The organism is Paraburkholderia sp. UCT70, from assembly GCF_050434085.1.
Classification (GTDB): Bacteria; Pseudomonadota; Gammaproteobacteria; order Burkholderiales; family Burkholderiaceae; genus Paraburkholderia; species Paraburkholderia tuberum.
The window spans coordinates 283,499-310,435 of record NZ_JBNPVZ010000003.1 but is presented as its reverse complement, the minus strand read 5'-3'; the positions used below and the strand labels follow the sequence as shown (position 1 = coordinate 310,435).

The window sequence follows — 26,937 nt, the reverse complement described above, 5'->3', positions numbered from 1 at the left end:
GCCAAATAGGTGAATTACGTCGTGACGGAGATGGAGCGCTTGCCATGCATCGACACCATCAGGTACGCGGCGACCGAAACCACAAACGTTGCCGGCGCGGAAAACGTGTGGACCGATTCCGGTCCGCTCATCACGCCAATGCCCGCCGCGACGCCGACAAACCACGAAATCAGTCCGCCGGCGTTGAAGGTCGGCACGTTGCGCAACGTCGATTCAAGAGCGTCGTCGGAAGTCCGCTCCGACTTGTGCGACAGGATATGGGCGAGCGCCACCGCCACCCACGCGACGACGAACACTCCTTGATAGGCGAGTGCGAGGAGCAGCTTCGAGAAGATGCCGGACAGCATCAGCGCGTACACGATCACGCCGACGACGATCGTCCAGACAAATTTCGGCAGCTTCAGACCGAGGCCTGCTTCGAACAGTGCCTGCGTATTGATGGTCGCGAGATAGTAGTTGGCGGTGTTGATGCGAGTCTGCGTGACGACGAGGAAGCCGAGTCCCCAGAGTCCCATCAACTTGAGCAGCGCGAGCACGACCGATACCTCGGACAGCGCGCCTTGTCCGGGGATCGTGCTGACGAGATAAATCCCGATCACGCCGTTGACGATAAACGTAACAAACCAGAACGGCATGCCGAAGTTGATCACGCTGTGATAGCGGACGTCCTGCTTCTTGCCGAAGCGCGCGAAGTCGAAAGCGGCGAGCATGAACAGCCACACGCCCATGTAGTAGACGAAGCAGTCCCACCAGCCGTTCGACACGACTGCCCCCTTAGTCTCGCCGAAATGCATCCAGGCCGGGCTATAGCCGTGCGTGGACGTCGCCACTACCACAGCCGCGATCAGGCCGGCCGCGTAGAACGGCAGAAGCACGCCGTTGAGCTTGTCGAGCCAGTTCTGCACGCTGCCGAAAACGAGCGGCACGCTATAGGCGACCACGATCAGGCAAGCCAGTGGATAGGAAACAGATGGAAAAAGACTGTTCAGCGCGACCGCGATAACGGAACTCTCGAAGACGGCATAGTAGATGACGGTTGCCGCGAATATCAGCGTTGCCAATGCGGCGCCCGCACTGCCGAACAGCACGCGGGAGAAAAGCGACACGGAAAGACCCGTGCGGATCGCATAGTTCGTCAGCACGTAGTTCACGGCCGAATAAACGACCACGGACATCACCATCCCGATCAGCGCATTGGTCGTGCCGTAATAAAGCGCCAGCGTCGCGCCGATGATCAGATACACCATCGCGCTGCAGAGCCCCCACCAGGCCATGGTGAGCGCGAACTTAGGCATGCGCGAACTCTCCGGCACCCTGATGGTCGAGACATCGACTTCATCTTCCTGCGTCAATTCAATCGTGCTAGGCATGACTCTCTCCAAACGTTTCGCCATTCGGCGGACAATTAGTTAGCAAAGCCAACTGAAGTACATGAGGCTGATTCAACTTCGCTTTGGCCCCTCCGCCGAAGGGCTTTCTCCGACGCCGTCAAGCGTCAACTCAAACCGCCGCCGGCGCTTCCACGCTGAATGCAGACACAACCCGGGCCAGATGGCCGGCCTCGTCGCGTAGCGCGTTCGCGGCGTTCGCGGCGGCCGCGGCCTCTTCCACCATCGCGGAGTTCTGCTGCACCGCTTCGTCCATCTGCATGACCGCGCGATTGATCTGGTCGATGCCCGCCGACTGCTCCTGGCTCGCCGCCGAAATCTCGCGCACGATGGACGCGACCCGGTGGACGCTCGCGACCACATCGGTCATCGTCGCGCCCGCTTCGTCGACGAGCCTGCTGCCCGCGGCGACCTTCGACACTGAGTCGTCGATCAAGAGCTTGATTTCCTTCGCGGCAATTCGGATCGGGCCCTGGTTCATCTCCTGCAGCGCCGCCTGCAAACGCCCCGTTTCATCGCGCAATTTCACGTCGATCGTCTGCGTCAGTTCTTTTTGCTGATTCCGTATTGATTCGTCGTCCCGGGCGTGATCGTTCAACGTCCAATTGCTCGCGCCGGGACGACGTCTCATTGCCCCACCGGTCGTATGGTCAACTGGTTGTTCACCGACACGACACCGGGCACACCTTGGGCCGTGCGCAACGCAAGCTGGAGTTGGGACTGCTCCGGCACCCACCCCTGCAAAGTGAGCGCGCCGTCATTCGCGCGTACTGCAATGCCCGACGCGTTGAGGCCCTTGGTGTGAGCCAGCGCGCGGCGCACTTTCTTCTGCAGTTGCCGGTTCGCCGCGCGCGTCGCGCTTTTGCTCTGGTCCGAAGCCGCGCTCGCAGCCGGCGTCGAAGCCGTTGCACCGCCGCCCTGAGCATTCGCACCGAAGGCAATCAGCGCGATAAGCGCGCCGCCGATATACCGTGCTGCACGATTCGATCTCATCGTTCCTTCTCCTTGTGTCCCGTGAGCCTGAAATGGTCGTTCAGGTTGTCATGCCGCCGTCGACGGAAAGGGTGGTGCCAGTCACATAGGCCGCCTTGTCGGACAGCAGCCAGAGCACCGCGTCGGCGACTTCATGAGGCTGGCCGATGCGGCGCATCGGAATCATGTCATCGAGCAGGTGCACGTCGCCGTCGGTCGAGCGCATGTAGTTCGGCGTCTCGGTTGCGCCCGGACACACGGCGTTAATGCGGATACCGCTACCGGCATATTCCTTCGCGACCGCACGCGTGAGGCCGACTACCGCGTGCTTGCTTGCAACGTAGTGAGCGATGCCGTTCATGCCGCGTAAGCCGAAGATGGACGCGTTGTTGACGATCGCGCCGCCGCCCGCGCGCAGCATCGCTTCAACCTGATACTTGACGCCGTAATAGACGCCCTTGAAGTTCAGATCGATCACCCATTCCGACTCTTCGACCGGTGTCTGATCAATGGGCTTAAAGTCCGCGTGGCCGCCCGCGTTATTGAATGCGAAATCGAGCCTGCCGAAGCGCGACTCGACGAACGCGACGAGCGCCTCGTTATCCTCGCGACGCGATACGTCGGCCGAGCGGATTTCCGCCCGTCCTCCGGCTCGCTGGATTTCGTCGCGCACGGTCGCAAGCTTTTCTTCACCGCGTCCAGCGAGCACGACGATCGCGCCCTCGCGCGCCAGCGCAAGCGCCGCCGCGCGCCCCATGCCCGAGCCGCCGCCCGTTACGAGTCCCACCTTGTCCTTCATGATCATGTTTAGCTCCGTCACTTCGTTCAGGCCGCCTCAGCCACTTGCAGATCGCGTCGCAACACGACGGGTGCGCCGCCATACATCTTCTTGTTGATCCACGCCGACAATGCCGAATCCATATAGTCGGCGTGACCTGGAAACCAGTCGGCCAATGCCTGTGCGAGATGCTTGACGTCCTGCAGGCCGACCTGGCCAATGGCTGCGAGTGCGTTCACCTTTTGCACGGCCTCCATCACCCGTTGGTGCTCGTCGAGATGGCATTCGGCGGCGGGAAAATCGGTCTTTTCCATCCATTCCTGCTCGACTGCGAAGTGGGACAGCAGATGCGCCTCCACCGCCTGCAAGCAGGTCAGCGCCGTATGCTGCGTACAACCGGCGAGCGCCGTCACCACTTCGACAAACTCTTCATGCGCGGCGTCGATCGGCGCGTGACCGAGCAACATCGCGTCGCTCCATTCCAGCGTTTCGGCGCGTGGTGCCCTGGGCGGCCCGTCGTGGGGATGTTCTGCTTGCTGACTCATCGTTTGCTCTCTCACTTCGTTTGCCGTTACCGCGCCGCCTGCGTCTCGGCGCCGATCAATACCGCCACCATCACCGCCGGCATCGTGCTGCGATTGCGCCATGCGTGACGCGTGCCATTCTGGATCACGATGTCGCCTGCCTTCAGATGGCGAATCTCACCGTCGTCGAGTTCGAGCCACAGTTCGCCGGAAACGATGATGTCGTAGTCGACCGACGCGGTACGGTGCATGCCTGAACCATCGGGTTCGAACGCCTGGGCGAGGCCAGGCAGATGCGCTTCGTATTCCGCGCCAGCCGCAACCGGGTCGAAGTCCGCGGAATCGAGCGAGCTGTCCGGCGGGAACTGCACGACGAGCAGGCGTGTGCCATGCGGATCGGGCACCACCGACTGGATGCCGACCACCGGGTCCTTGCCGTCATGCGGCAGGGGCGCCATGCCCTGCAGCGTCGCCCATGCGAGCGTGGTCTGGAAGCCGGGCACGGCTGCGTAGTCGTGTGTATTGGCGACGGGGCCATCGGAGACGATGACCGACTTGCCGTCTTTCTCGCCTGTCACGACGCGTCTTACCATGATGTTCTCCTGTTCGATTCGGGCTGTTTCATTGAACGATGACGACGTTGACGAAGCCGCCAGCGCGCTTTTCTGCTTCCGAGAGTGCTTCGTCGGCCTGATCGAGCGTGTAGCGGTGGTGTTCGAACACACCGAGATCGAGCGTGCCGGCCGCAGCCATCTTCGCCAGGTCCTGGCCTTCGGCAACCGAGAACCAGAGCGAGCCGATCACGCTGATCTGCGCGCACATCATCTCGTGCAGGTTCAGCGGCAGCGGGTCGGTCATCGCGCCAATTTCGACGAGCCGGCCACCACGCCTCAGTGCCGCCATGCTGTCGAGCGTGACCTGATGCGAGGCGCCCGGCGCGATCGCGTCGATGACCGCGTCGACGCCCACACCGTCCGTCTGCTCGCGGGCCCAGTCGGCCAGCGAGCCGGTGCCGTACGAAAACGTGCGGATACGCTGCGGATCGAGTGCACGCACACGGGCGAGCAGCGCTTCGTTGCGCGCGACGCACAGGATGCGAGTCGCGCCCATCGCGCGTGCGATCTGCACGGCGCCCAGACCCAGCGTGCCGCTTGCGCCCACGATCAGCACGGTCCGGCCCGCGCCGACGCCTGCCTTGCGCAGACCAGAATACGCGGTGCCGAGGTAGCCGAAACGCGCGGCCTGCTCGAAGCTCACTGCTTCAGGCAGCTTGACGAGGCCGTCGGCGGGCGCCGTTGCGAACTCGCTGAAGCCGCCGTATGGGTATTGCCGGTACATCGCCTTCGATTGCGGGCCAAAGCCGAAGTAGCCCTGAAACGTGAAGGCCACGCAGTTGATCGACTGACCTGTCCGGCACGCGTCGCACGATCCGCACGAGCGGCCCGGATTGATATAGACACGATCGCCCGGCACGAGGCCGGTCACGGCGCTGCCCACCTCGGCAACCACGCCGGCCGCATCCAGCCCGTAGATAGCGGGCAGATCCGGCACGGTGAGGTAAGCACGCTCGCCGTAATTGCTCATTACGTTGCGCAGATTCGGCACGACGCCGGACGCCTTCACGTCGACGAGGACGTCGGTCGGCCGCAGCAGTTCAGGGCGCGGGATCGTGTCGAGCACGAAGCGCCCGCCGGGTTCGTGTACACGCATCGCGCGCATGGTGGAGTGGTTGCTCATGGTGGTATCTCCTGTATGTATTTGGTGGTGGGTCGTGACTGGCTTGCGCCAGTCGAGAAGCGCGGTGCCACAGCCTCGGTGTGTTGAGCGACGGGTTCCGCGTGGTCAGGTCATATCGTCAGAACACGTGCTGCAGACCGATGTCGACCGCCGTCTGCCGGCCGCCCGACGAGGGTCCCGGCACAAGCGAAATCCAGGCGGGACCGCCCGAGGCCTGCTGCAGCGCCAGCGTTGAGTAGATGCTCGTGCGTTTGGAGAGCGAATACAGGACCGACAACGTCTCCTGACTGGCCTTCTGGCCTTTCAAGACGTCGTTGCCTTTCATGTACTGGTAAGCGAGATTCGCGTGCAGGAACGGGGAGACCGTCCACGTCACGTCGGCTTCGTAGACACCGACACGCGCGCCGTTCTGCGTGTTCTGCGTGCTCGTGTACATCGCGGCGAGCTCGGTCGGCCCCACGACCCACGAAGCGGCCAGACCCATGTTGCGGATACCGTCATTGCCGTTGTTCAACTCGGGATACTTGATGTATGTGTACGCGCCATTCAGCGCGACGGCGCCGATGTGATAATTCAGGCCGAAGCTCTGCCCGCTATCCTGACCGAACGAACCAGCCTGTCCGCCGAAGCTGTACTGCGCGCCCATCGAGAGGCCGCCGACTGTCGGGCTCATGTACTTGACCGAGTTCGCGATCGGAGCGCCGAGCGTGCGGTCGAAGTCGAACGAACCGTTGCCCGGTGGCCCGGGAATATTCAGGCCCGAAAACGAGCCTTGCCGCAACCCCAGAGAATTGACGAACGGGAAGGCCGGGCCCCAGTGATCGACCACGAGCGAATAGAACATGAAGTCGATCTGATTGCCGGCGGTCAGCGTGCCCCAACGGTCGTCACGCAATCCCACATAGGTTTCGTGCCCGAACAGCCCGTTGGTGGATTCGCCGTTGTTCAGGCTGAACATGCCTTCGAGCTTGAATATCGCCTTCAGGCCATTGCCGAGATCTTCGGTTCCGCGAAAGCCGAACAAATTCGGCGCCATCGTGTCGGGGTCGGCCAGCCAGTTACTGTGACCGCCCACGTTCGACACATACATCACGCCCGTATCGATGATCCCGTAGATTTCGACGCTGCTTTGCGCATGGGCGTTAGCGACCAGCGCGAGGCCGATCAGTAGTGCAGACTTCTTTATTTTCACCGCGTTCTCCTCTTCCTTTCGTCAAAAGCCTTTGCTGCGCCCGCTGACCGGGCGAGTTGCCAGGCGGCGGCTTTTCAGCACACGTTTCGTGTTGTTTCTTTTGCCCTGCGCGTCGCTCTGCTCGGGTACCGGGTTCTCGTCCGGGACGCATTCTGGGCGGGAGCATCGCTAGGGACAACCCTGGGAAGATCGTCCACAGCGGCACCCGCCTCCAACCAGCACATTGCCCGCTCAGCGCCTTCCCACGGGCGTTCGCCGATTTTTATCGCGTTATGTTCAATCGATTTACGATCAACGTACGACGGAAGATTGATTGAAATTTAATTGACTGTCAATTTCTGTTTCCGTAGTCTTCACTCACAGCATCGGATGAGACGCGCACGGCGAAGCGCATCGAGCCGCGACAAGCTGTACAGAAATCAGCGCTCGTGAGCAGTCACGAGACGCGCCCCAGCCCACACATCAGGAGCACTCCATGAGCGACACGCCCATCGTCCGCCGGCGCAGCACCGGTCAGCGACTCAACGAGATCAGCGATGCCCGCGTCAACGACGCGAAAGTCCAGAGCCAGTACCAGCCGTACAAGGACGCGGCATGGGGCTTTATCAACCACTGGTATCCGGCGCTCTTCAGCCATGAATTGCCGGAAGATGCCGTAGAAGGCATCCAGATCTGCGGGGTTCAGATCGTGTTGCGCCGCGTGAAGGGCAAGATCTACGCGCTGAAGGACCAGTGCATTCACCGCGGCGTGCGGCTCTCCGCCAAGCCGATGTGTCTTACCGAGGACACGATCAGCTGCTGGTACCACGGGTTCACGTTCGACCTGGAAAGCGGCAAGCTCGCGACCATCGCCGGCAATCCGGATGACAAGCTGATCGGCACGACAGGTATCACGACCTATCCGGTCGAGGAAGTCGCGGGCATGATCTTCGTCTTCGTGCGCGAAGACGACTATCCGGATGAAGACGTGCCACCGCTCGCGCACGACCTGCCCATCCGCTTCCCGGAGAACGACGAGCGCTTCCCGCATCCGCTGTGGCCGTCAGCGCCGAGCCTGCTGGACAAGGACGTCGTCGCGTACGGCATGCACCGCACGGGTTTCGCGAACTGGCGCATTGCCTGCGAAAACGGCTTCGATAACGCGCACATCCTCGTGCACAAGGACAACGCGATCATTCACGCGAAGGACTGGGTGCTGCCGCTTGGCATCGTGCCGACCGCGGACGACTGCATCGCGCCGGTCGAAGACGAGAACGGTCCCAAGGGCCTCGTGCAATGGCTCTTCACGGAGAAGTGGAACCCCGTCCTCGAGAACGAGAGAGTCGACCTCAAGGTCGAGAACGTCAATGCCCGCCCGTACCGCACCTCCGTGTTCATGCCTGGCGTGCTGATGGTCGAGAACTGGCCGGAAGAGCATGTCGTCCAGTTCGAATGGTATGTGCCGATCACTGACGACACCTACGAGTACTGGGAAATCCTCGCGCGGGTGTGCCCGACCGACAAGGAGCGCAAGGACTTCAAGTATCGCTACGACTATCTGTTCAAGCCGCTGTGCCTGCATGGCTTCAACAACTGCGACCTGTACGCACGCGAAGCGATGCAGGATTTTTATGCCGATGGCACCGGCTGGGACAACGAACAACTCGTTGCAACCGACGTATCGCCGATCACCTGGCGCAAGATTGCTTCGCGCTGGAATCGAGGCATCGCCAAGCCAGGCAATGGTATCGACGGCACCATCAAGGCGTCGAGCATCCGCATGAAGCGAACCGCAGACGGCAAACGTCCTTCGTACTTCGTCGAGAAGATCGAAGAGGATCATTAATCACAGCAGTACTGAAGGTATCCGTATGTCTTCCGTTAAAAACGTCACATTGAGCTTTCGCGACGGGAAAGCGACATCGGTTGCCGTGCAGCAGGGCGAGAGCGTGCTGGACGCTGCTCTCGCCGCAGGTATCCCGGTCATCCACCAGTGCCGGTCGGGATCCTGTTCGAGCTGTATGGCGAAGCTTGTCGGGGGCCGCGCGGGCATGCGCGCGGGTGCCAGCTCGACGCTTCTGCGCAGCGAATACGAGGCCGGCGACCGGCTGCTGTGCCTGACCGAACCTGAAACCAACTGCACGTTCACGCTGAACTATGCGAGCGATGCGGCCGACGTGCAGGCGGTCAAGGCGCACGCATTCGTCGACAGCGTCGAGAAGGTGGCGTCGAACGTCGTGCGCCTGCGGCTCGAACTTGCCGAAGGCGCGTGGCTCGACTTCAAGCCGGGGCAGTTCATTCAGGTACGCGTGCCGGGGACGAATGTCACGCGCAGCTATTCGCCCGCCAGCACGGCGGCCGATCTGCCGAAGCTCGAACTACTGATTCGTGTGCTTGAAGATGGCGTGATGTCGAAGTGGCTGGAGCAGGAGGCGAAACCCGATGACGTTCTCGAAATCGAAGGTCCGTTCGGCAGTTTCTTCCTGCGTGAGAAGGTGCCTGCGCCGCACATCATGGTGGCGGGCGGGACCGGCCTCGCACCCATCCTGTCGATGATCGACGCCCTGCGTCGCCAGCCCGGACGCAAGCCGCCGATCCTGCTGAGCTTTGGCTGTGCAACGCCCGAGCAGCTTTTCTGCCTCGACGATCTGGAGCTGCGTCGGCAATGGCTGCCGAATCTCAAAACGCGCATCTCGGTAGACCACCACGCGAGCGGCGAACTGCTCGCCGGCAATCCCGTCGATGCGATCGGCCAGGCCGACGTGACGCACGAAAGCGCCGTCGCCTATCTGTGCGGTCCGCCGCGCATGATCGAGGCGGCCACGAAAAAGCTCGTCAATCTCGGCCTGCGCCCGGAAAACATCTACGCCGAACAGTTCGCGCCGTCGAACTGACCACGCATCGCAACGCAATCTGGAGGTATCCATCGTGATCAGCACCACGCCACTGCCCTTTTCTTCCGAGCAACAGGCCTGGTACGACCGGGCCTGCGCAAAGCTCGACGCGCGGCGGCTGCAACAGCTGCTGTTCAAACTCACGGACATTCACAGCCCGACCGGCGCCGCGCGCGACGCGAGCCAGTTCATGGTCGGGCATCTGGCGAGCGTCGGCCTGAGCGCAAGCTATCGGCCCATGAACGAGCACACCGGCAACGTCGTCGCCGAGAAACGCGGCAGCGGCGGCGGTGCCGCGCTGATGCTCTACGCGCCCATCGACACCCATCTCGAGGGCGACGAAAGCGACGACCCGTGGATCGGTCCGCCCGATTTCGCGGACCTCAAGCCGCGCGCACGTATGGAAGGTGACTGGGTCTACGGCCTTGGCGCGTCGAACCCCAAAGGGATGATCGCCACGCTGACCGAAGTCGCGACCGCTCTGATCGAGGCCGACGTGCCGCTGGCCGGCGACCTGATCGTCGCGATGGCGGATGGCGGCATGCCCGTCGATCTCGCCGCGCGCGACCACGCGGGCATGTCCGCAGGCGTCACGCACCTGTTGAGCCGAGGCGTAGCGCCCGACTTCGCGATCGTGATGAAGCCCTGGAACTGGGTCTATCACGAAGAACCCGGCATGGGTTGGTTCAAGCTGAAGGTCAAGGGCACACTCGGTTATGCGGGCGTGCCGCGCGACACGCCGGGCTTTCGCAGCTCGGTCGTGCCGGCCGCGCACGTGATACTCGAACTCGAGCAATGGCTGATCGAGTACGCCGAGCGCAATACGTCCGGCGCGGTCAAGCCGCACGGCTGGATCTCGGGCGTGCGGGCGGGCTGGCCTGAACGGCCGGCGTTTCCTTCGGCCGTCACCGAGATTTTCTTCGACGTGCGCATCAATCCCCGTACCTCACCGGGCGAAGTGAAGGCGCAGTTCGCCGCATTCGTCGCGGCACTATGGGAGCGTCATCCCGATTTCGATCTCGACTGGGAAATGTATGGCTCCGTGCCCGGCGGCACGACGTCCCCGTCGAACTGGATCGTGCAGTCCGCGCGGCGCGGCTGGGAGCATATCGAGCAGCGTGCGCATCCGACGCCCGACCTGCTCGGCGGCCAGACCGACGGTGCCGCGCTGCGCCGCTTCGGCATTCCGACCGCGCGCATCGGCTGGCCATGGCCCGCCGAAGGCTCGCCGGTGCCGGTGGCCGAGGGGCTGGGCGGCATGGGCGCGACCTACATTCCCGACCTGATGCCTTGCGCGCACAAGATCATGTACGCCGTGATCGATACGCTCACGCGGCAGCGCGCAGAGCTCGGACTTTGAGTACGGAGGCAGATTGACCATGTCCCATTCCGGACTGCACTACATGGAGGTGCGCGAGTTGGCGCGCCTGATCGCCACGCGCGAGATCTCCCCCGTGGAAGTCACGACCGCGATGCTGGAACGCATCGAGCGGCTCGACCCCACGCTGCACAGCTACGCGCTCGTAATGCGTGACGAGGCGCTCGCATCCGCGCGCGAAGCCGAACGAAAAGTGCTGAATGGTGAGGCGCTCGGGCCGCTGCACGGCGTACCGCTGGCGGTAAAGGACCTGTACTGGTGCGCGGGTTCGCCGACTGCCGCCGGCACGACCATTCATCGCAACTTCGTGCCGACCGAAGACGCGACCGCCGTCAAGCGGCTGCGCGATGCCGGCGCGATCGTGCTCGGCAAACTTCAGCTCACGGAGGGCGCATTCGCAACGCATCACCCCGAGATCGCCGAGCCGGTCAATCCGTGGCATCCGGGGCACTGGGCGGGCGCGTCGTCGAGTGGCTCCGGCGTCGCGACGGCGGCGGGGCTATGCTACGCGTCGCTCGGTACCGATACGGGCGGCTCGATCCGTTTTCCCTCTGCAGCCAACGGTCTCACCGGCATCAAGCCGACGTGGGGACGCGTGAGCCGTCACGGTGTGTTCGCACTCGGCGCCAGTCTCGATCATCCGGGCCCCATGGCGCGCAGTGCAGCCGATGCCTCGCTGCTGCTTGGTGCGATTGCCGGGCACGATCCACTCGACCCAACCTCGTTGCCCGAGGCCAGACTCGTGTTGCCCGACGACGCGCACGATCTGGGCGGACTGCGAATCGGCATCGATGCCGAGTGGAACAGCAATGGCACCGACGACGTCATCGTGCACGCGCTCGCGCGGGTCGTGGAAGTGGTGAAGTCGCTCGGCGCTCAGGTGGAAGAAGTGCGCGTTCCCGATGTGCGCACGGTAGTCGACGAGTGGCAGGTCAACTGCGGTGTGGAAGTGGCGGTGGCCCATGCCGACACCTATCCGCGGCTCGCGGCGCACTATGGGCCAGCGCTTACACGCCTGATCGAGATTGGTCGCGAAACCAGTGGGATGGCGTATCAGCAGGTCCTGTTGAACCGTGCCGCGCTACGCGGAAAGATCAACCGGCTCATGAGCGGGATCGATCTGCTGATCGTGCCGATGCAGCCGTTCGCCGCGCCCACACATGAACAGCTTGGCGCGCTCGCGCAGGACCCGGAACTCAATGCGCGCCTGATCCAGTTCACGGCACCGTTCAACTCCAGCGGCCATCCCGCGATCGCTCTGCCATGCGGGCTCACGCAGGGCGGCCTGCCAATTGGCTTCCAGTTCGTTTCGGCGCATGGCGCCGAAGCCCTGCTGTGCCGCGCCGGCATGGCGTACCAGAAGGCTAGCGACTGGCACAGGTTGCATCCGGCGCTGTGACTCGCGCGGCTGCGGTTGCCGATTAAGCGGACTTGCGCGAAGCCTTGGGCTTCGGCGGCGGCTCGTCGGTTTGGGGCGTGATGGTCGCCGAATCGCGAGCCGCTTCCTCATAAATGCCGGTCAGGAGAGACATGAAGCGCGCGCCGCGCTCGAACTTCTCGTCGACGTCGCTGATCTCCTCGAAACGCTTGACCAGAATCTCCTGCCGGACCTTGTTGTATTCGTCGGTCAGCCTGACGCCAAGCTCGCTCGCCGTATACGAGTAGGTCTTGCTGTTCTTGTCCTTGAGCTTTTCGATCAGGCCGGCCGATTCCAGCTTGCGCAAGCTGTATTGAATGTTCGGGATGTCATCCCGATTCATCAGCCGCGCGATGGTCGCGCTGTTCTTCGGACGATCCTGCATGCGGATCACGTGCAGGATCACATGCTCCTGATACTTGATATCAACGTCGGCCGCGATCGTGATCATGCCCGTGGTCAGCACAAAACGCGAAAACGACTCGTAAAAGCGGATCAACGCCCACTCGAACTCCGTAGCCTTGTACTCCGTGTCCGATTTGGCCAGGTGCCAGCCGCGGTAAAACTTGGGTTCCATACTTCGCTCAACCTTCCATGGTTTCAACAGCCAGTGCCGCCCGGCAAGGCTGGGAACGCTCCAATACGCGTCAATGTGCTGTGTGCGGCTCCGACAGCGGGCCACGGCCTAACTGCCCGCCACCAAACGCGAAAGATTGGCTGTCGATCTTTTATCAACTACCAATTGGTTTTGAAGCGATAGTATACCAACCCTCGGTTCGGCATGCCGGGGCGTCTGTCGTTACGCGCCTGCATGCGGGGACTCACTGGAGCGGGCAGTTTCGCTGACTCATCGACGAACTCCGCCCAGAGCAAGTGACGACTCTATCCCGGAAACCGCCATCGCAATGGGCGAGGTCCAAATATAGACCTGCTCAGCTAGCGCCTACAGCACCGATCCAGCGCCTGTTTATGAAGAAGGCCCCCCGGAACAGATCTTTGGCAATCCGACGCGCGACAGAACGCGCGCGTTCCTCAAGAGCATTCGGGAAGCCAAGCGTATCTGACCGATATCGCCAAGCCGCTCCATTCAGGCGTCTCTTATGGGGGCTCCGCACCGCGCGTGAAGGTCCCGCTCGTCGATGCAAGCTCCATTCGCTTGCGCTGCAGGAACCGGCGCACGGCCGGATCACGCTCCAGACCGATTGCCAGATCGTACGCGTCGAGTGCTTGCGCAGTCGCGCCGACGCGCGCGAGCAGATTGGCGCGTGCGGCCCAGTAGGGCTGGTAGTCGGCCAGCCGCGGGTCGTCCGCATACGGCGCAAGCGCGTCGAGCGCCGCCTGCGGGCCGTCGCGTTCGGCCACGGCAAGCGCGCGGTTCACAGCCACTACCGGCGACGCAGCAATGGCGAACAGCCCATCGTAGAGCTGCACGATCTCGTCCCAGTTCGGGCGACGCGTGCGGCAGCGATCCACATGCGCCGACTGCAGCGCGGCCTCGAGCTGAAAGCGCCCGATTGCGTTGAGCGCGTTCGCGCGCCGCAGCAGTGCGTTCGCCGCGTCGATCATCGGCGCGTTCCACGTTGCAGGATCCTGGGCCGACAGCGGCACGTAGTCGCCAGCCGCATCGCGTCGCGCATCACGTCGCGCCTGTGCAAACAGCATCAGCGCGAGCAGGCCCAACGTCTCGGGTTCGTCAGGGAGCAGCTCGACGAGCAGTTGCGCGAGATACAGCGCCTCGTCCGCAAGGTCGCGCCGCTCGGTATCGCCGCCGACCGGGTCCGTCCAACCCTCCGCATACGCTGCATAGACCGCTTCGAGCACCGCGTCGAGCCGGCCCGGCAGCTCCTCGCGCTCGGGCACGCTGAACGGAATGCCCGCTTCGCGGATCTTGGTCTTCGCCCGCACGAGGCGTTTGCTCATCGCGGCGGGCGACATCAGGAACGCGGACGCAATCGTCTTCGCTTCCAGCCCCAACACCACTTGCAGCATCAGCGGCGTACGAATCGCGGCCTCGAGCGCAGGGTGCGTGCACGCGAACAGCAGCGCAAGCCGCCGGTCGGGCAACGCGCCTGCCTCACTCTCGTCAATCTCGTCGGCGAGGATCATCAACTGGTTCGCCACGTCGTCGCCAACCTGGCGATGACGCGCGCCGTCGATCGCCCGGCGACGCGCAACCGTCATCAGCCACGCTTCAGGACTCGCGGGACAGCCGTGCTCCGGCCAGTCCGCGAGCGCGGCCGCGAATGCGTCGGCGAGCGCGTCCTCGGCTGCGGCGACGTCGCGCGTGCGCATTGCCAGCAGCGCGACGAGCTTGCCGTAGCTGCGGCGAGCGACCGCCTCGGCAATCGAACGCGCGGCGCCGTCATCGCCAAGGGCGCCGCCGGACGCACTCATGCAGTGGGTGCCTCGTAAGGGGCGGTCCAGACCGGGCGCACCTCCATGACGCCGTGCGCCGCGCCGGGACAACGCGACGCCCACGACATCGCCGCGTCGAGGTTCGGCACGTCGATCAGGTAGTAGCCGGCGAGTTGCTCCTTCGAATCGGAATACGGTCCATCGAGCACCTGCGGCTTGCCGTCGACGAGCCGCACCGTGGTGGCCGTGTTCGTGTGCTGCAGCCGGTTGGCCCCCACCAGGACCCCCGCTTTCTTCAACGATTCGGTGTACGCGTGATAGGCGGCAACGCCTTGCTGCCGCTCGCTGTCGGTCATCTTGTTCCAGCCGTTTTCTTCCGAGTAGATCATCAACAGGTATTCCATTTGAGCCTCCGTCATGGGGTTGAGGCGGATGAATTGCATCGGCCGCCATCACAATGACGCGCGGGCCGCATGCTGACGGACAGCGGGCGTCAAAAAAATCGCGGACGACCGCCTGGGACCCACGCTGCATTGGAAAAAGACGCTGGGATCGCAGCCCGTTCGACCGTGTTTCGCAAAGCATTGTCGGACGGGTCAAGTGCCTTGTCGACCGGGGATTGGCTGCGGCGCGGTAAGGCCGGACCGCGATCCCTGTTCGGCATGATCCGGTGTCGGCGGAATACTCGCTAGGTCCTGACCGGGACAAAGGCCGGACCGGGATCAGACGTGAGAATTTCCGAAACGAAATCGATAAATACGCGGGTCTTGGTCGGCAATCGTCGGCCGGAAGGATGAACGGCGTGAATGGGCATCGGCGCCGGCGCAAAATCCGGCAACAGGCTGACGACCGCACCGCTCGCGATCTCCGGCGCAAAGAGCCACGCCGGCGCTTGAACCAGTCCCATATGGGCGAGCACGGCAGCGCGAATCTGTTCCGCGTCGCCGGTGTGAAAATTGCTGGACGGGACGTGCAAGCCGGGACCGTCGACGTTTTCGAAGCGCCACGCCCGCGGCTCGCGCAGCGGTGCGAAAACGACGCAGGCATGTCGAGCGAGATCCTGTGGCCGTTCGGGGCGCCCGTGTTTTTCGAGGTAATCCGGCGTTGCGACGACAACGACTGGGCTCGATGCCACTTGCCTTGCAATCATCGAAGAGTCGGCAAGCCGCCCGCTTTTGATCGAAAGGTCGAAGCCCTCCTCGACCAGATTGACGGTTCGCTCGGTTGCCGACAGGTCCACGGACACGTTCGGATACCTGGCGAAAAATGCCGGCAGGCGCGGCACCACATGCAGCCGGCCAAAAACCGGCGCCACGGTGACCCGGACCATCCCGGCCGGCGAAACCTGACCGCGCCCTACGAACGATTCGAGCTCCGTGAAATCTCCAATGATGCGCAAACCCGCTTCATAGACCGATTGTCCCGTCTCGGTCAGCGTCATGCTGCGCGACGTGCGCCTGACCAGTTGCGCGCCAAGATGGCGTTCGAGCGATGCGATCTGCTTGCTGACCGCGGGCTGGCCCACGCCTATTTCGCGCGCCGCCGCAGCGAAACTCCCGCTCTCGACGATGCGGACGAAAAGTTTGAGCGCATCCAGACGGTCCACCCCTTGCCTCGCAAAACTTCCAGAATGGAATTGATTGTATTCCGTTCGGCCTTCTTCTGGACGCTGCGTGGAATCGATATCGTCTGCCCATCGACCACCGCTAACTGATGGAGCAAATGATGAGCGTCGTACAGCAGTCCAACCTGATCGAGATGCGGCACCCCTTGAGTGACGACGACCGCGAGGCGGCGATAGCGGTGCTCGATCGTACTCAGCGACTCTTTGCGGAATTCGGCGGAGCCTCGCGTGAGGCCTACGACGCGATGACGGCGCAAACGCCTATAGCGGATGGCGTCGATCTTGAAAGAGTCGAGAGCGCGGACGTAAAAGGTTGGTGGATTCGGCCCGAATCGGCCGTGGCCGGCCGCGCGATCCTCTTTCTGCACGGAGGCGCGTTCGTACTCGGGTCTGCGACCGGTTATCGCGGCCTGGCGAGTCAGATCGCCGTGCGTGCCGGCATCGACACCTTCGTTCTCGACTATCCGCTTGCGCCCGAGCATCCGTTTCCCGCGGCATACGATGCCGTGATCGAAGCGCTGCGGTGGATGGCGACGTCAGGCATTCGCGGCATCGCGTTGGTTGGCGACTCGGCAGGCGGCGGGCTCGCGCTTGCGGCGCTGGGCGCTGATGGAGGCCGGTCGATGAACGTTACTTGTGTGGCCACTTTTTCGCCGTGGCTCGATCTTGCGTTGACGGGCCCGTCGTCGCGCAGTGAAGAGACCCGCGACCCGGTCTTGACACGGCCCATACTCGCCGATGCCGCCGCCGCGTACCTTGGGTCAGCCGATCCCGCGGACCGACGCGCGTCGCCGCTGTACCACGTTCCCGCACATCTGCCGCCGATCGCCATTCAGGTCGGCACGGACGAACTGCTGCTCGACGACGCCCGGCGCTACGCGGCTGCCGCTGCGCAGCGAGGAAACACGGTGCAGTTGGAAATCTACGAGGGACTCCATCACGTGTTCCAGCGCTCGACCGACGAGCTTGCAAGCGCCCGATACGCGTTGGACCAGGTCGCGGGGTTTGTCTTGCGATGCGGATCGGCTATCGCCAGGCCCTGAGATTCATCTGCGATCCCGGCGAGGCTGCCGCGCGCGGACCTCGACTCGAACGCCGCAAAAAAATGGCGCCGCAGGCATTCAGCCCACGGCGCCATTTCGTGGCGCTACGACGCGAACCACACGCCGTAGTCCGACAGCACACTTACATCGTCACGGCGTCGGCGACTTCCTTGAAGTCCTCGATCTGGTCGAAGTTCATGTATTGATAGATCTTGTCGCCGTTGGCGTTGAGCACGCTCATGTCGGCCATGTACTCTTCCTTGGTCGGGATCTTGCCCAGGCGCGAGCAGATCGCCGCCAGTTCCGCCGAGCCGAGGTACACGTTCGTGTTCTTGCCGAGGCGGTTCGGGAAGTTACGGGTCGACGTCGACATGACCGTCGCGCCTTCGCGCACCTGTGCCTGGTTGCCCATGCACAGCGAGCAGCCCGGCATTTCGGTACGCGCACCAGCCGTGCCGAAGACGCCGTAATGGCCTTCCTCGGTCAGTTGCTTCTGGTCCATCTTGGTCGGCGGGGCCACCCACAGCTTGACCGGGATGTCGCGCTTACCTTCCAGCAGCTTCGACGCGGCGCGGAAGTGACCGATGTTGGTCATGCACGAGCCGATGAACACTTCGTCAATCTTCGCGCCCGCTACGTCGGACAGCGTCTTCACGTCGTCCGGATCGTTCGGGCAGGCCACGATCGGCTCGTGGATGTCGGCGAGATCGATCTCGATGACGGCTGCGTATTCGGCGTCGGCATCCGGCGACAGCAGTTGCGGATCGGCCAGCCACTGCTCCATCGCCTTGATGCGGCGCTGCAGGCTGCGCGGATCCTGGTAGCCCTGAGCGATCATCCACTTCAGCAGCGTGACGTTGCTGTTCAGGTATTCGATGATCGGTGCCTTGTTCAGGTGCACCGTGCAACCAGCGGCCGAGCGCTCGGCGGAAGCATCCGACAGTTCGAACGCTTGCTCGACCTTCAGATCGGGCAGGCCTTCGATTTCGAGAATGCGGCCGGAGAAGATGTTCTTCTTGCCTTGCTTGGCAACCGTCAGCGTGCCTTGCTTGATCGCGTACAGCGGAATCGCGTTGACGAGGTCACGCAGGGTCACGCCCGGCTGCATCTTGCCCTTGAAGCGGACCAGCACCGATTCCGGCATGTCCAGCGGCATCGTGCCGGTGGCGGCCGCGAAGGCGACCAGACCCGAACCGGCCGGGAAGCTGATGCCGATCGGGAAGCGCGTGTGCGAGTCGCCGCCGGTGCCCACGGTGTCGGGCAACAGCATGCGGTTCAGCCACGAGTGGATCACGCCGTCGCCCGGGCGCAGCGCGATGCCGCCACGGTTGCTGATGAAGTTCGGCAGCGTCTGGTGGGTCTTGACGTCCACCGGCTTCGGGTAAGCGGCGGTGTGGCAGAACGACTGCATGACGAGATCGGCCGAGAAGCCGAGGCACGCCAGGTCCTTCAGTTCGTCGCGGGTCATCGGGCCCGTGGTGTCCTGCGAGCCGACCGAGGTCATCTTCGGTTCGCAGTACGTGCCCGGACGGACGCCCTGGCCTTCCGGCAGACCGCAAGCGCGGCCGACCATCTTCTGCGCCAGCGAGAAGCCCTTGCCGCTATTGGCGGGCTGCTGCGGCAGGCGGAACAGCGTAGACGGGGCGAGGCCCAGCGCTTCGCGTGCCTTGGCGGTCAGGCCGCGGCCGATGATCAGCGGAATGCGGCCGCCGGCGCGCACTTCATCGAACAGCACGTCGGACTTGACCTGAAACTCGGCGATCACCGCGCCGTTCTTCAGGGCTTTGCCTTCGTACGGGCGCAGTTCGACCACGTCGCCCATTTCCATCTGCGACACGTCGAGTTCGATCGGCAGAGCGCCGGCGTCTTCCATCGTGTTGTAGAAGATCGGGGCGATCTTGCCGCCGAGGCACACGCCGCCGAAGCGCTTGTTCGGGATGAAGGGGATGTCTTCGCCCGTGAACCACAGCACCGAGTTGGTGGCCGACTTGCGCGAGGAGCCGGTGCCGACCACGTCGCCCACGTACGCGACCAGGTGGCCCTTTTCCTTCAGCGACTCGATGAACTTGACCGGGCCGCGCTTGCCGTCCTCTTCCGGGGTGATACCGGGACGCGCGTTCTTCAGCATTGCCAGTGCGTGCAGCGGGATGTCCGGACGGGTGGTCGCATCCGGGGCCGGCGACAGGTCGTCGGTGTTGGTTTCGCCCGTCACCTTGAAGACGGTGATGGTCATGCTTTGCGGCACTTCCGGACGGCTCGTGAACCATTCGGCGTCGGCCCAGCTCTGCATCACGGCCTTCGCATTGGCGTTGCCCTTGTCGGCCAGTTCCTTGACGTCGTGGAACTGGTCGAACATCAGCAGGGTTTTCTTCAGCGCGTCGGCGGCCACGGTGCCCACTTCGGCGTCGGACAGCAGTTCGATCAGCGGCTGGATGTTGTAGCCGCCCAGCATCGTGCCGAGCAGTTCGGTGGCACGGGCGCGCGAGATCAGCGCGCAGGCGCTCTGGCCTTTGGCCACAGCGGCGAGGAAGCCTGCCTTCACGCGGGCGGCTTCGTCCACACCGGCGGGCACGCGGTTGGTGATCAGGTCGAGCAGCGTCTGCTCTTCGCCAGTGGGCGGGTTCGTCAGGAGTTCGACCAGCTCGGCGGTCTGCTGAGCCGTCAGCGGCAGGGGAGGAATGCCGAGCGCGGCGCGTGCGGCCACGTGAGCACGAAAGTTTTCAAGCATGGGGGACCTGCTGGTATTTGCGTTTCAGGGAAAGGCTTTTAAGGCACTCCAAGCTGTGCCGGGCACTGCTTCGATCGCGATTTTAATTGCATTACCCATGCAAGGTCAAATGTCTTATGTCTTATATAAGAGTTGTCCCGCGAAAATCGTCGATGCGCCACGCGCTTCAGGACCGCCAATCTGACTCCGCGGCCCCCTCCTGCACCGCAAAAGCACCGACTGTGTAAGCCGCTTCAATCATTCCCAGTGCCCGGAACGCTTTGATTCCTGCCCGCTTAACGGCTACAACAGAGGATGTCCGGCGATCTTCTTCCCGGCCGGATCCAACCGGCAGCGGAGGCGTGAATGAGCTATCAACTGATGGGCAGCATCCTCGAAGTGTGTGAATGCAAGGTGCTGTGTCCGTGCTGGATCGGAGAAGATCCCGATAACGGCATTTGCCGCAGCGCGCTTGCATACCACTACGAGCAAGGCATGATCGACGGCGTCGATGTATCGGGCCTGACGATCGCGTTCGCGGCATTCATTCCCGGCAACGTGCTCAAAGGCGGGTGGCGCGTCGCGATGTTCGTCGACGAGCGCGCGAGCGACGCGCAATTCGACGCCCTGGTTAGCGTGCACCGTGGCGAGCGCGGTGGCCCCCTCGCGGATCTCGCGCAGTTGATCGGCGAAGTCGTGTCCGTGGAACGCGCGCCGATCGAATACGCGGTCGTCGACGGCAAGGGCAGGATGAAAGTCGGCGAAGCCATCGAGGCCGAGTTGGAGCCCTATCGCGGCCCGACCGGCGAGCCGACCAAACTGGTCGAAAGCATCTTTTCGACGATACCCGGCTCCCCTGCTTTCGTCGGCAAGGCGAACGCATTCCGCCTGCGGCACGAAAAGCTCGATCTCGACCTCGCCTTGACCGGACATAACGCCATTCAGGGATTGTTCAGCTTCGCGTCGTGAAGATGCTCGCACGCTCGCGGCTGTTCGCGCCGCTCTTCGTCGCATTGACGGGCAGCGCGTGGATCGCGTTATGGATATGGGACGCGGGGCCCTATGCGCGTTTTCTGCGTCATGCGAGTTGGGCCGAACTGCCGCTCGTCGGCGCGATATGCCGTGAGGTGCCCGGCGCGAGCCTCACGATTGCGGCATTGCTGCACAGCGTCGCATGGCTGCTGATGATCGCGGCGATGATGCTGCCGACCGCCTTCCCGCTCTTCGACACGTTCCGGCGGATGACCGTCGCGCGCGCCAACCGGCGCACGCTGATGGCGCTTCTGATCGTCGGTTATGCGACGACGTGGGCGCTGTTCGGCGTGCTCGCGCACGGCTTCGACGCGGCGCTCCATCTGGTCGCGGACCAGTCTCCGAGCTTGCTTGCAAACGGCTGGCTGATCGGCGCCGCGATCGTCGCGCTCGCGGGCCTTTATCAGTTCAGCAGCCTCAAGCACCGATGTCTCGACAAATGCCGCTCGCCGCTGATGTTCATCACCGAGCATTGGCGCGGCAGGAGCGCGCGCCGCGAGAGCTTTGTGCTCGGCATCGGTCACGGCGTTTTCTGCATCGGCTGCTGTTGGGCCCTGATGCTGCTGATGTTCGCGGTCGGCACTGGCAGCGTCGGCTGGATGCTGGCGCTCGGCGCGATCATGTCGGCCGAGAAGAATTTCCGCTGGGGCAGCTCCATCGGCAAGCCGCTCGGCATTGCGTTGCTTGTGTGGTCCGCATGGATCGTCGTACAGCACGCCGGCATCGCCTGAGCCATGCGCGGCATGTTGCGCCCACGCAGCCCCGTTACCCCTCTTCGCTTCCAAAGAAAGCAGTGAGTTCGTCGGCGACCGCGCGCGGTTGTTCTTCTGGAATGAAGTGCCCGCAGTGACTGATGGTGCGGCCTTTGACGTCGGTGAAAAAGGCTCTCAAAGGTGTTGCCATATCGGCGATGGAACCTTGATCGGAACCGAGCGTCAGCAGTGGCAGGTCGAGCATGCCTCGTTGCTTCAGTTCTGCATTCTGTTGGGCGGACACATGCGCGGCCCGGTAATACGCAAGGCCCGCGCGTAAGCCGCCGTCTTTCTTGAGAATGCGTAGATATTCATCGATATCGGCGTCAGTGAAAGTATCGGGATTGGCCGCCTTTCGCCGCAAAAACCAGTCGAGGTATTCACGTTCCTTGCCGGCGAGCAGCACTTCCGGCAGGTCCGGTAGCCCGTGAAATGCGAAATGCCAGGTGCGCCATGCACGCTCGGGCGCGCTCGGCAACGCATCAGGCAACGTCACGCCGGGGATCCCCGCATCCAGCAGCGCGAGTCGCCGGACCTCGTCGCCGAACATTACGGCGTAAGGAAAAGCCACCCACGCTCCAATGTCGTGTGCAGCAAGAAAGTACCGGGTCATCCCCAGTTGCTGGAGCAAACCATGAACATGGCTCGCAAGGGTTTGTGTGTCGTAGCCGTCTATCGGACGATCCGAATCACCTTGTCCGGGAAGGTCCAGTGCGACGACTCGGTAGGTCTTTGCAAGCAGTCCCATCACTTTGCGCCAGGCGAACCAGCTCTCGGGAAAGCCCGCGAGCAACACGACCACGTCGCCCTGTGGGTTTCCACCGGTGACGTAGTGCAGCCTCAGTCCGTCTACGGTTGCGAACTTGTGCTCGAATCCTGCTAGCCCCACCACGGGCCTTGCTACTGGCAACGTGCTTACGATTCCGGAACTCCCTGATGGCATGGGCGAGTGATGTATTTTCACGAACGAAACTCCTCTGGGTTGGGGGATGACACCGTTGAGCGGCTTTTCTCATTGGCGGATCATGTTAGGAAATGGACATTTCCTAATAGGGTGAGCGGCACGCGGAGGTCATGCGATGCTATGTCTTGCTGTGCTTAGTCCAGCAGACGCATGGCCTGATCCGCCGCCGCCATCATGTGTGCCCGGGATCGCCCGACTTTGCCGACGACCCTGAAACCTTGCGTCAGACTCAGCAGTGCGCGGCCGGTAGCGTCCGGATCCACGGCGGACGCGATCGAACCGTCTGTCTGGCCCACTCGGACCAAACGACACAACAGACGCTCCGTTCGCTGCAAAGACGCGACCACGTGACTCGCGACCTCATCATCGAAGGCCAGCAGGTCGACTGCACTTCCGACTATGAGACAGCCTCGCTTGCCCTCTTCGCCAATTGCAGACTCAGCATAAAACCGCAGAATGGCCCGTACCTTGTCGCGGCCGGTCTGCTTCACGTCGAGCAGGCTCTGCAACTGGCCATTTCGTAGGTGGATGTAGCGCTCGAGCGCGGCAAGGAATACCGCTCGCTTATCGGCGAACGCCTTGTAGATACTGCCGGCCGTGAGCCCCATCGCGGACCCAAGGTCGCCAAGAGACGTCCCTTGATAACCGCGCTCGCGAAAAATCTGGATTGCGCCGTCCAGCGCGACGTCCATTTCGAATTCGCGTGGACGACCTGGAGGGCGTGGCTGTCTGGCAGCATGGTTGCGTGTAGTCATACGGCGATTATAGGAAATGATCATTTCCTAATCAAGATGTCCCAACGTGTACAGGCATTCGCGCCAGGCTCGTCCACCGTCTCATCCATTTTTTCCGTGTGCAACTTTTATCTGAAACCACTGGGGACGATCGGCCGTGACGCGGTCCAGCCAATCCGGTGTAGTCTGACAGTCTGGTGCTCATTTCGGAGGCGGCATGGAACGGGAGCTGAAGCTGCGCGTTGCGAACGAAGATCTCGTCAAATTGCGTAACGCGTCGATACTTGCGCAATCAGAAGCCACAGCGGGAACGCCTCACCTGCTGACGAGCACCTATTTCGACACGCCCGATTTTTCATTTCACTGGTGCGGGGCTTCGCTGCGGGTGCGCACCGTCGGCAACGACAAAATCCAGACGCTGAAGCGCGAAGGATCGGCCAAGGCGGGGTTGTTCGACCGGGACGAGTTCGAGATGCCCGTGAATAGCGACGCGCCCGATCTGACGCTGCTGTACGACCAGATCCCCGACGACAGCGACTGCGGAAAACTGATTCGCGACGAGACCGTTGCGGCCCAACTGAAGCCGGTGTTCGTCACGCGGATCAACCGATCAGCGTTTGTGCTGCGCCAGCCGTCCGGAGACGAACTCGAGCTTGCTCTCGACGAAGGAAGCGTCGAGGCGGATTCGGGTTCAGTGCAGATCGCCGCGGTGGAACTGGAACTGAAACAGGGCAATCCGGATGTGCTGTACCGCGTCGCGCTGGAAATGCTCGAAACTGTGCCGCTGCGTATCGATCATCGCAGCAAGGCAGATATCGGGTATGCACTGCTCATTGACGAGCACAGCGAGGCGGTGAAAGCGCAACCAGTGCGACTGAACAAACGCGATTCGGTCGAGGATGCGTTCTGCGTGATTGTGCGCAACTGTCTGGACCAGGTCCACGCGAATGAACGGGGCGTCGTGTCGGGCCACGATCCATCGAGCGTCCATCAGATGCGCGTGGGACTTCGCCGCTTGCGTTCGGCTCTCGACCTGTTTGCGAAGGTCATCCCCGCCTCGTCCGGATTCGACGAGGAGTTGCGCTGGATTGCCTCGGAGCTCGGCGCCGCGCGCGACTGGGAAGTGCTTGCGGCATCGACGCTCGAACACGCCGGAGCCGACGGCAATGCGGACGAGATCCGGCCCGTCAGAGAGGCGTGCGAGCAGATTGCCGTCAACAACCGGCAGCGCGCGGCTGCCGCGGTCGAGTCGGTTCGCTACACGCGGCTCGCGCTCCAGTTCGCGCTCTGGTTGAACTGCAAAGGTTGGCGAGATGAGATGTCCGACGAACAGCGCAACGCAATCAGCGGCCCGGTGAAGTCATTCGCCGCCGATGTCCTGCGTCGTCGGCACAAGAAACTGATCAAACGTGGCAAGGGTTTGGCCGATCTGGACGATCACCGTCGTCACCGCGCCCGCATCGCGGCGAAAAAAGTTCGATACGCCACCGAGTTCTTTGCGTCGCTATGCCCGAAGCAGGCCGTTCGCCATTATGTCGACGCGCTCACCGCGCTTCAGGATGATCTCGGCTGGCGCAACGATGCCGTCGTCGCCGATCAGCTTCTGAAGTCGTTGTTGAAAACGTCGCCGGAAGCAGCCTCGGGCGCGGCCTTCGCACGCGGCTTCCTCGCGTCGCGCGTCGCGGCCGATCATCAGACATTGAAGAAGCTGTGGAAGCGCTTCAAACTGCTTTCGTCACCGCACTGAGGCGAACAATTCACCGCGATCTATCCCGGCACGAACGTGTCACGCGCAACACTCATCGTGAGGTCTCACGATGTTCGAGATCGAAATCTTATTATCCGAACAAACGCGACCACACCGCGCGTATGCGGCGCGCGCGGTCCTCGAACAGGTACGACGCAGCGAGCGCGAACAGGCCTGACATGACCCCCGTCGCGACGTGTTCGAGAACATGAGAGCGGTAGTGGCTCAAATGAGAGTAGGCATCGCCGATAGCGGTCAGGCAACCGACGAGCAGCGCGTTGCTATAGCGATTCCCGTACCACTTCGCCGCCGGCGTGAAGGTGAGCAGCAGGGCGAGCACACCGGTGAGCAGCCCGGTTTTGAATGCGATCGCCCAGTGCGTGAGGCTCATGATGTTGCCCCAGCTCCCCGGCATACAGGTCATGCACGCGCTGGTTGGCTGCCAGAAACGCTGGATAAACAGTTTGAAGCGGCGTTTCCATGCGCTTCCCATGAAGTACTCCACGATATCCAGCGCGAGATTTCACGCAGACATGGTACATCGCGAGCGTGCCGTAGCGTGGCGTGTGATGAGCGTTCCCACCTGATGAATCCGACAGGCAAACGCCAAAGGCTATGACGACCGATCGCGATTACGCGCACGCGTGGCGCCCGTAATCACGGCAATGCCGAGCAGGATCACGGCCACGATTGCGATGATGTGCTGCGCGACATGCAGCGCCATCAATCCCCACGCGACGCCGCCAATGAAAATGATCCATCCGACCAGATAGATGAGCAGGGTCATCGATTTCTCCTTGTGGTTTCGGCCAATGGCGCCGGTTGCCTGCGCTGCAAAAATTACCGTGCGCTCCGATGATCCGTTGACGGCATTTCTAGCGGCGCATGGCGCGGTGCACACGACGCCCTCGCCGCAAAAGCAATCACCGGGTCTATTTCCGAGCACATTGCGCGCCTGGCGCCGTCTCGCGTTATGTGGGGCATAGTCTGTGCACGTCATCCAGATATCCTGAGGTCGATCACTATGCTCAGGAGGCGCAAGAGCGTCACCACAGCGGCCAGAATCGCAGCGAGATGCAACCCTTCGGCAAGATGATTGAGCTCCGGCCGCACCATCGAACCGAACAGCCCACGTTGATCAGAAAAATTGCCGGCCAACCGAAGCGGTCGACAATTCTGAAGCGCTGCGACGGGCGGTGTTGCGCGGCATGGGCATCGCAATGCTGCCCGAGATTCTGGTGGCCGCGGATCTGCGAGCGAAGCGGTCGATCGAAGTGCTGCTGGCGTTTGCCGCGCCCGAGCGGCCACAGAATCTGCTGTATCTGCGTGAGCGACAGACGTCGCCGAAGCTTCGGAGCTTTATCGAAATCATGGTCGAGCGCTTCGGCGCGGAGGCGGCATCGCACAACGGCGATTGACCAAAAGCAGACGAGCCTGAACGCTCGGCACCGAGTCTCAATGCGAATCCCGTTGCCGCCTGCGCAGGTCGTCCCGCACACGACGAGCGACCAGCACCGTCAGGTAGTCCGTGATTCGTGCACCTTCGCTGTATTCAATCCACGTCTGCGCGTACATCTGCGAGACCGTTTCCTCGGGAGTCTCGATAGCGGCGGCAATCTGCCTGATGACATCCTCGACGTTGCGCGTGACCATGGCTTGGTCCGAGCGTGCGGTGATAAAAGACCGTTACACACACGTTACCCGCCTCCGCGCGTCAGTC

General features: G+C 62.8%; 27 protein-coding genes and 2 pseudogenes. 10 read left to right on the top strand and 19 right to left on the bottom strand.

Going from position 1 to position 26,937, the window contains the following annotated elements:
• Positions 1 to 14: 14 nt before the first annotated feature.
• The 8 genes and pseudogenes from OKW41_RS19225 to OKW41_RS19190 form a co-directional block, all read right to left on the bottom strand.
• On the bottom strand, positions 15 to 1,370 hold the full coding sequence (locus OKW41_RS19225) for a purine-cytosine permease family protein (protein WP_429448486.1): 1,356 nt from the start codon (positions 1,368 to 1,370) through the stop codon (positions 15 to 17).
• Between the two features lie 130 nt (positions 1,371 to 1,500).
• Positions 1,501 to 1,845: pseudogene (locus tag OKW41_RS19220) on the bottom strand (methyl-accepting chemotaxis protein); the annotation flags it as partial.
• 170 nt (positions 1,846 to 2,015) lie between these two features.
• Positions 2,016 to 2,381, bottom strand: coding sequence for a BON domain-containing protein (locus OKW41_RS19215; protein WP_429448488.1), 366 nt, complete (start codon positions 2,379 to 2,381; stop codon positions 2,016 to 2,018).
• 40 nt (positions 2,382 to 2,421) lie between these two features.
• Positions 2,422 to 3,165 carry an SDR family NAD(P)-dependent oxidoreductase gene (locus OKW41_RS19210; protein WP_429448490.1) on the bottom strand — a complete coding sequence of 248 codons (744 nt, stop codon included), beginning with the start codon at positions 3,163 to 3,165 and terminating at the stop codon, positions 2,422 to 2,424.
• Positions 3,166 to 3,185: 20 nt separating this feature from the next.
• The gene (locus tag OKW41_RS19205; RefSeq protein WP_429573622.1) at positions 3,186 to 3,785 is read right to left on the bottom strand and encodes a bacteriohemerythrin; all 600 of its coding nucleotides are present in this window, start codon (positions 3,783 to 3,785) and stop codon (positions 3,186 to 3,188) included.
• Positions 3,710 to 4,255 carry a cupin domain-containing protein gene (locus tag OKW41_RS19200; protein ID WP_429448494.1) on the bottom strand — a complete coding sequence of 182 codons (546 nt, stop codon included), beginning with the start codon at positions 4,253 to 4,255 and terminating at the stop codon, positions 3,710 to 3,712. The genes OKW41_RS19205 and OKW41_RS19200 overlap by 76 nt, the downstream gene beginning before the upstream one ends.
• Positions 4,256 to 4,283: 28 nt before the next feature.
• Positions 4,284 to 5,399, bottom strand: a complete 1,116-nt coding sequence (locus tag OKW41_RS19195; RefSeq protein ID WP_429573621.1) for an alcohol dehydrogenase catalytic domain-containing protein — start codon at positions 5,397 to 5,399, stop codon at positions 4,284 to 4,286.
• Between the two features lie 118 nt (positions 5,400 to 5,517).
• Entirely contained in the window at positions 5,518 to 6,591 is a 1,074-nt protein-coding gene (locus OKW41_RS19190) for a porin (RefSeq protein ID WP_429573620.1), read from the bottom strand.
• 475 nt (positions 6,592 to 7,066) lie between these two features.
• Between OKW41_RS19190 and OKW41_RS19185 the strand changes: the two genes are divergently transcribed.
• Genes OKW41_RS19185 through OKW41_RS19170 form a run of 4 tightly spaced genes read left to right on the top strand, consistent with a single transcriptional unit; the run spans position 7,067 to position 12,241 of the window.
• On the top strand, positions 7,067 to 8,416 hold the full coding sequence (locus OKW41_RS19185) for a Rieske 2Fe-2S domain-containing protein (RefSeq protein WP_429573619.1): 1,350 nt from the start codon (positions 7,067 to 7,069) through the stop codon (positions 8,414 to 8,416).
• Positions 8,417 to 8,441: 25 nt separating this feature from the next.
• Positions 8,442 to 9,464 (top strand): FAD-binding oxidoreductase, encoded by a 1,023-nt coding sequence (locus tag OKW41_RS19180; RefSeq protein ID WP_429573618.1) that lies wholly within the window; start codon positions 8,442 to 8,444, stop codon positions 9,462 to 9,464.
• 34 nt (positions 9,465 to 9,498) lie between these two features.
• Positions 9,499 to 10,824: a M20 family metallopeptidase gene (locus OKW41_RS19175; protein WP_429573617.1), complete on the top strand. Its 1,326-nt coding sequence runs from the start codon at positions 9,499 to 9,501 to the stop codon at positions 10,822 to 10,824.
• Between the two features lie 19 nt (positions 10,825 to 10,843).
• Positions 10,844 to 12,241, top strand: coding sequence for an amidase (locus OKW41_RS19170; protein WP_429573616.1), 1,398 nt, complete (start codon positions 10,844 to 10,846; stop codon positions 12,239 to 12,241).
• A gap of 22 nt (positions 12,242 to 12,263) precedes the next feature.
• Here OKW41_RS19170 and OKW41_RS19165 read toward each other — a convergent pair whose 3' ends face one another.
• The 4 genes from OKW41_RS19165 to OKW41_RS19150 all read right to left on the bottom strand — a co-directional run bounded on the left by OKW41_RS19165 (position 12,264) and on the right by OKW41_RS19150 (position 16,184).
• Positions 12,264 to 12,836 carry a winged helix DNA-binding protein gene (locus OKW41_RS19165; RefSeq protein ID WP_429573615.1) on the bottom strand — a complete coding sequence of 191 codons (573 nt, stop codon included), beginning with the start codon at positions 12,834 to 12,836 and terminating at the stop codon, positions 12,264 to 12,266.
• A 521-nt stretch (positions 12,837 to 13,357) separates the two neighbouring features.
• A complete protein-coding gene (locus OKW41_RS19160) occupies positions 13,358 to 14,653 on the bottom strand; it encodes an RNA polymerase sigma factor (RefSeq protein ID WP_429573614.1) in 1,296 nt (431 codons plus the stop codon).
• On the bottom strand, positions 14,650 to 15,018 hold the full coding sequence (locus OKW41_RS19155) for a YciI family protein (RefSeq protein WP_429448509.1): 369 nt from the start codon (positions 15,016 to 15,018) through the stop codon (positions 14,650 to 14,652). Before OKW41_RS19155 ends, OKW41_RS19160 begins: the two co-directional genes overlap by 4 nt.
• Positions 15,019 to 15,302: 284 nt before the next feature.
• Complete coding sequence (locus OKW41_RS19150; RefSeq protein WP_429574342.1) at positions 15,303 to 16,184, bottom strand: LysR substrate-binding domain-containing protein; 882 nt, start codon at positions 16,182 to 16,184, stop codon at positions 15,303 to 15,305.
• On the opposite strand from OKW41_RS19150, the gene OKW41_RS19145 reads away from it, so the two are divergent.
• Together OKW41_RS19145 and OKW41_RS19140 are read left to right on the top strand one after the other, a co-directional pair.
• Positions 16,080 to 16,328 (top strand): hypothetical protein, encoded by a 249-nt coding sequence (locus OKW41_RS19145; protein WP_429574388.1) that lies wholly within the window; start codon positions 16,080 to 16,082, stop codon positions 16,326 to 16,328. The genes OKW41_RS19150 and OKW41_RS19145 overlap by 105 nt on opposite strands.
• A gap of 11 nt (positions 16,329 to 16,339) precedes the next feature.
• A complete protein-coding gene (locus OKW41_RS19140; protein ID WP_429573613.1) occupies positions 16,340 to 17,281 on the top strand; it encodes an alpha/beta hydrolase fold domain-containing protein in 942 nt (313 codons plus the stop codon).
• A 142-nt stretch (positions 17,282 to 17,423) separates the two neighbouring features.
• Here the strand turns inward: OKW41_RS19140 and acnB are convergent, their stop codons facing one another.
• A complete protein-coding gene (gene acnB / locus OKW41_RS19135; protein ID WP_429573612.1) occupies positions 17,424 to 20,009 on the bottom strand; it encodes a bifunctional aconitate hydratase 2/2-methylisocitrate dehydratase in 2,586 nt (861 codons plus the stop codon).
• 345 nt (positions 20,010 to 20,354) lie between these two features.
• Between acnB and OKW41_RS19130 the strand changes: the two genes are divergently transcribed.
• Entirely contained in the window at positions 20,355 to 20,957 is a 603-nt protein-coding gene (locus tag OKW41_RS19130; RefSeq protein ID WP_429573611.1) for a DUF1326 domain-containing protein, read from the top strand.
• A 2-nt stretch (positions 20,958 to 20,959) separates the two neighbouring features.
• Positions 20,960 to 21,751: a DUF2182 domain-containing protein gene (locus OKW41_RS19125; protein ID WP_429448825.1), complete on the top strand. Its 792-nt coding sequence runs from the start codon at positions 20,960 to 20,962 to the stop codon at positions 21,749 to 21,751.
• 34 nt (positions 21,752 to 21,785) lie between these two features.
• On the opposite strand, the gene OKW41_RS19120 is transcribed toward OKW41_RS19125, so the two are convergent.
• Together OKW41_RS19120 and OKW41_RS19115 are read right to left on the bottom strand one after the other, a co-directional pair.
• A complete protein-coding gene (locus tag OKW41_RS19120; protein ID WP_429573610.1) occupies positions 21,786 to 22,736 on the bottom strand; it encodes an alpha/beta fold hydrolase in 951 nt (316 codons plus the stop codon).
• 134 nt (positions 22,737 to 22,870) lie between these two features.
• Positions 22,871 to 23,428 carry a TetR/AcrR family transcriptional regulator gene (locus OKW41_RS19115; RefSeq protein ID WP_429573609.1) on the bottom strand — a complete coding sequence of 186 codons (558 nt, stop codon included), beginning with the start codon at positions 23,426 to 23,428 and terminating at the stop codon, positions 22,871 to 22,873.
• A 259-nt stretch (positions 23,429 to 23,687) separates the two neighbouring features.
• On the opposite strand from OKW41_RS19115, the gene OKW41_RS19110 reads away from it, so the two are divergent.
• Positions 23,688 to 25,217 (top strand): CHAD domain-containing protein, encoded by a 1,530-nt coding sequence (locus OKW41_RS19110; RefSeq protein ID WP_429573608.1) that lies wholly within the window; start codon positions 23,688 to 23,690, stop codon positions 25,215 to 25,217.
• A gap of 91 nt (positions 25,218 to 25,308) precedes the next feature.
• On the opposite strand, the gene OKW41_RS19105 is transcribed toward OKW41_RS19110, so the two are convergent.
• The 3 genes from OKW41_RS19105 to OKW41_RS19095 all read right to left on the bottom strand — a co-directional run bounded on the left by OKW41_RS19105 (position 25,309) and on the right by OKW41_RS19095 (position 26,375).
• A complete protein-coding gene (locus tag OKW41_RS19105) occupies positions 25,309 to 25,710 on the bottom strand; it encodes a hypothetical protein (RefSeq protein WP_429573607.1) in 402 nt (133 codons plus the stop codon).
• Positions 25,711 to 25,830: 120 nt separating this feature from the next.
• Positions 25,831 to 26,004, bottom strand: coding sequence for a hypothetical protein (locus OKW41_RS19100; RefSeq protein ID WP_013093753.1), 174 nt, complete (start codon positions 26,002 to 26,004; stop codon positions 25,831 to 25,833).
• A 209-nt stretch (positions 26,005 to 26,213) separates the two neighbouring features.
• Positions 26,214 to 26,375, bottom strand: coding sequence for a hypothetical protein (locus OKW41_RS19095; protein WP_429448521.1), 162 nt, complete (start codon positions 26,373 to 26,375; stop codon positions 26,214 to 26,216).
• Positions 26,376 to 26,383: 8 nt separating this feature from the next.
• Here OKW41_RS19095 and OKW41_RS19090 point away from each other — a divergent pair.
• Positions 26,384 to 26,635, top strand: a pseudogene (locus OKW41_RS19090) (LysR substrate-binding domain-containing protein); the annotation flags it as partial.
• 37 nt (positions 26,636 to 26,672) lie between these two features.
• Here the strand turns inward: OKW41_RS19090 and OKW41_RS19085 are convergent.
• On the bottom strand, positions 26,673 to 26,870 hold the full coding sequence (locus tag OKW41_RS19085) for a DUF3562 domain-containing protein (protein ID WP_429573606.1): 198 nt from the start codon (positions 26,868 to 26,870) through the stop codon (positions 26,673 to 26,675).
• Positions 26,871 to 26,937: the final 67 nt, after the last annotated feature.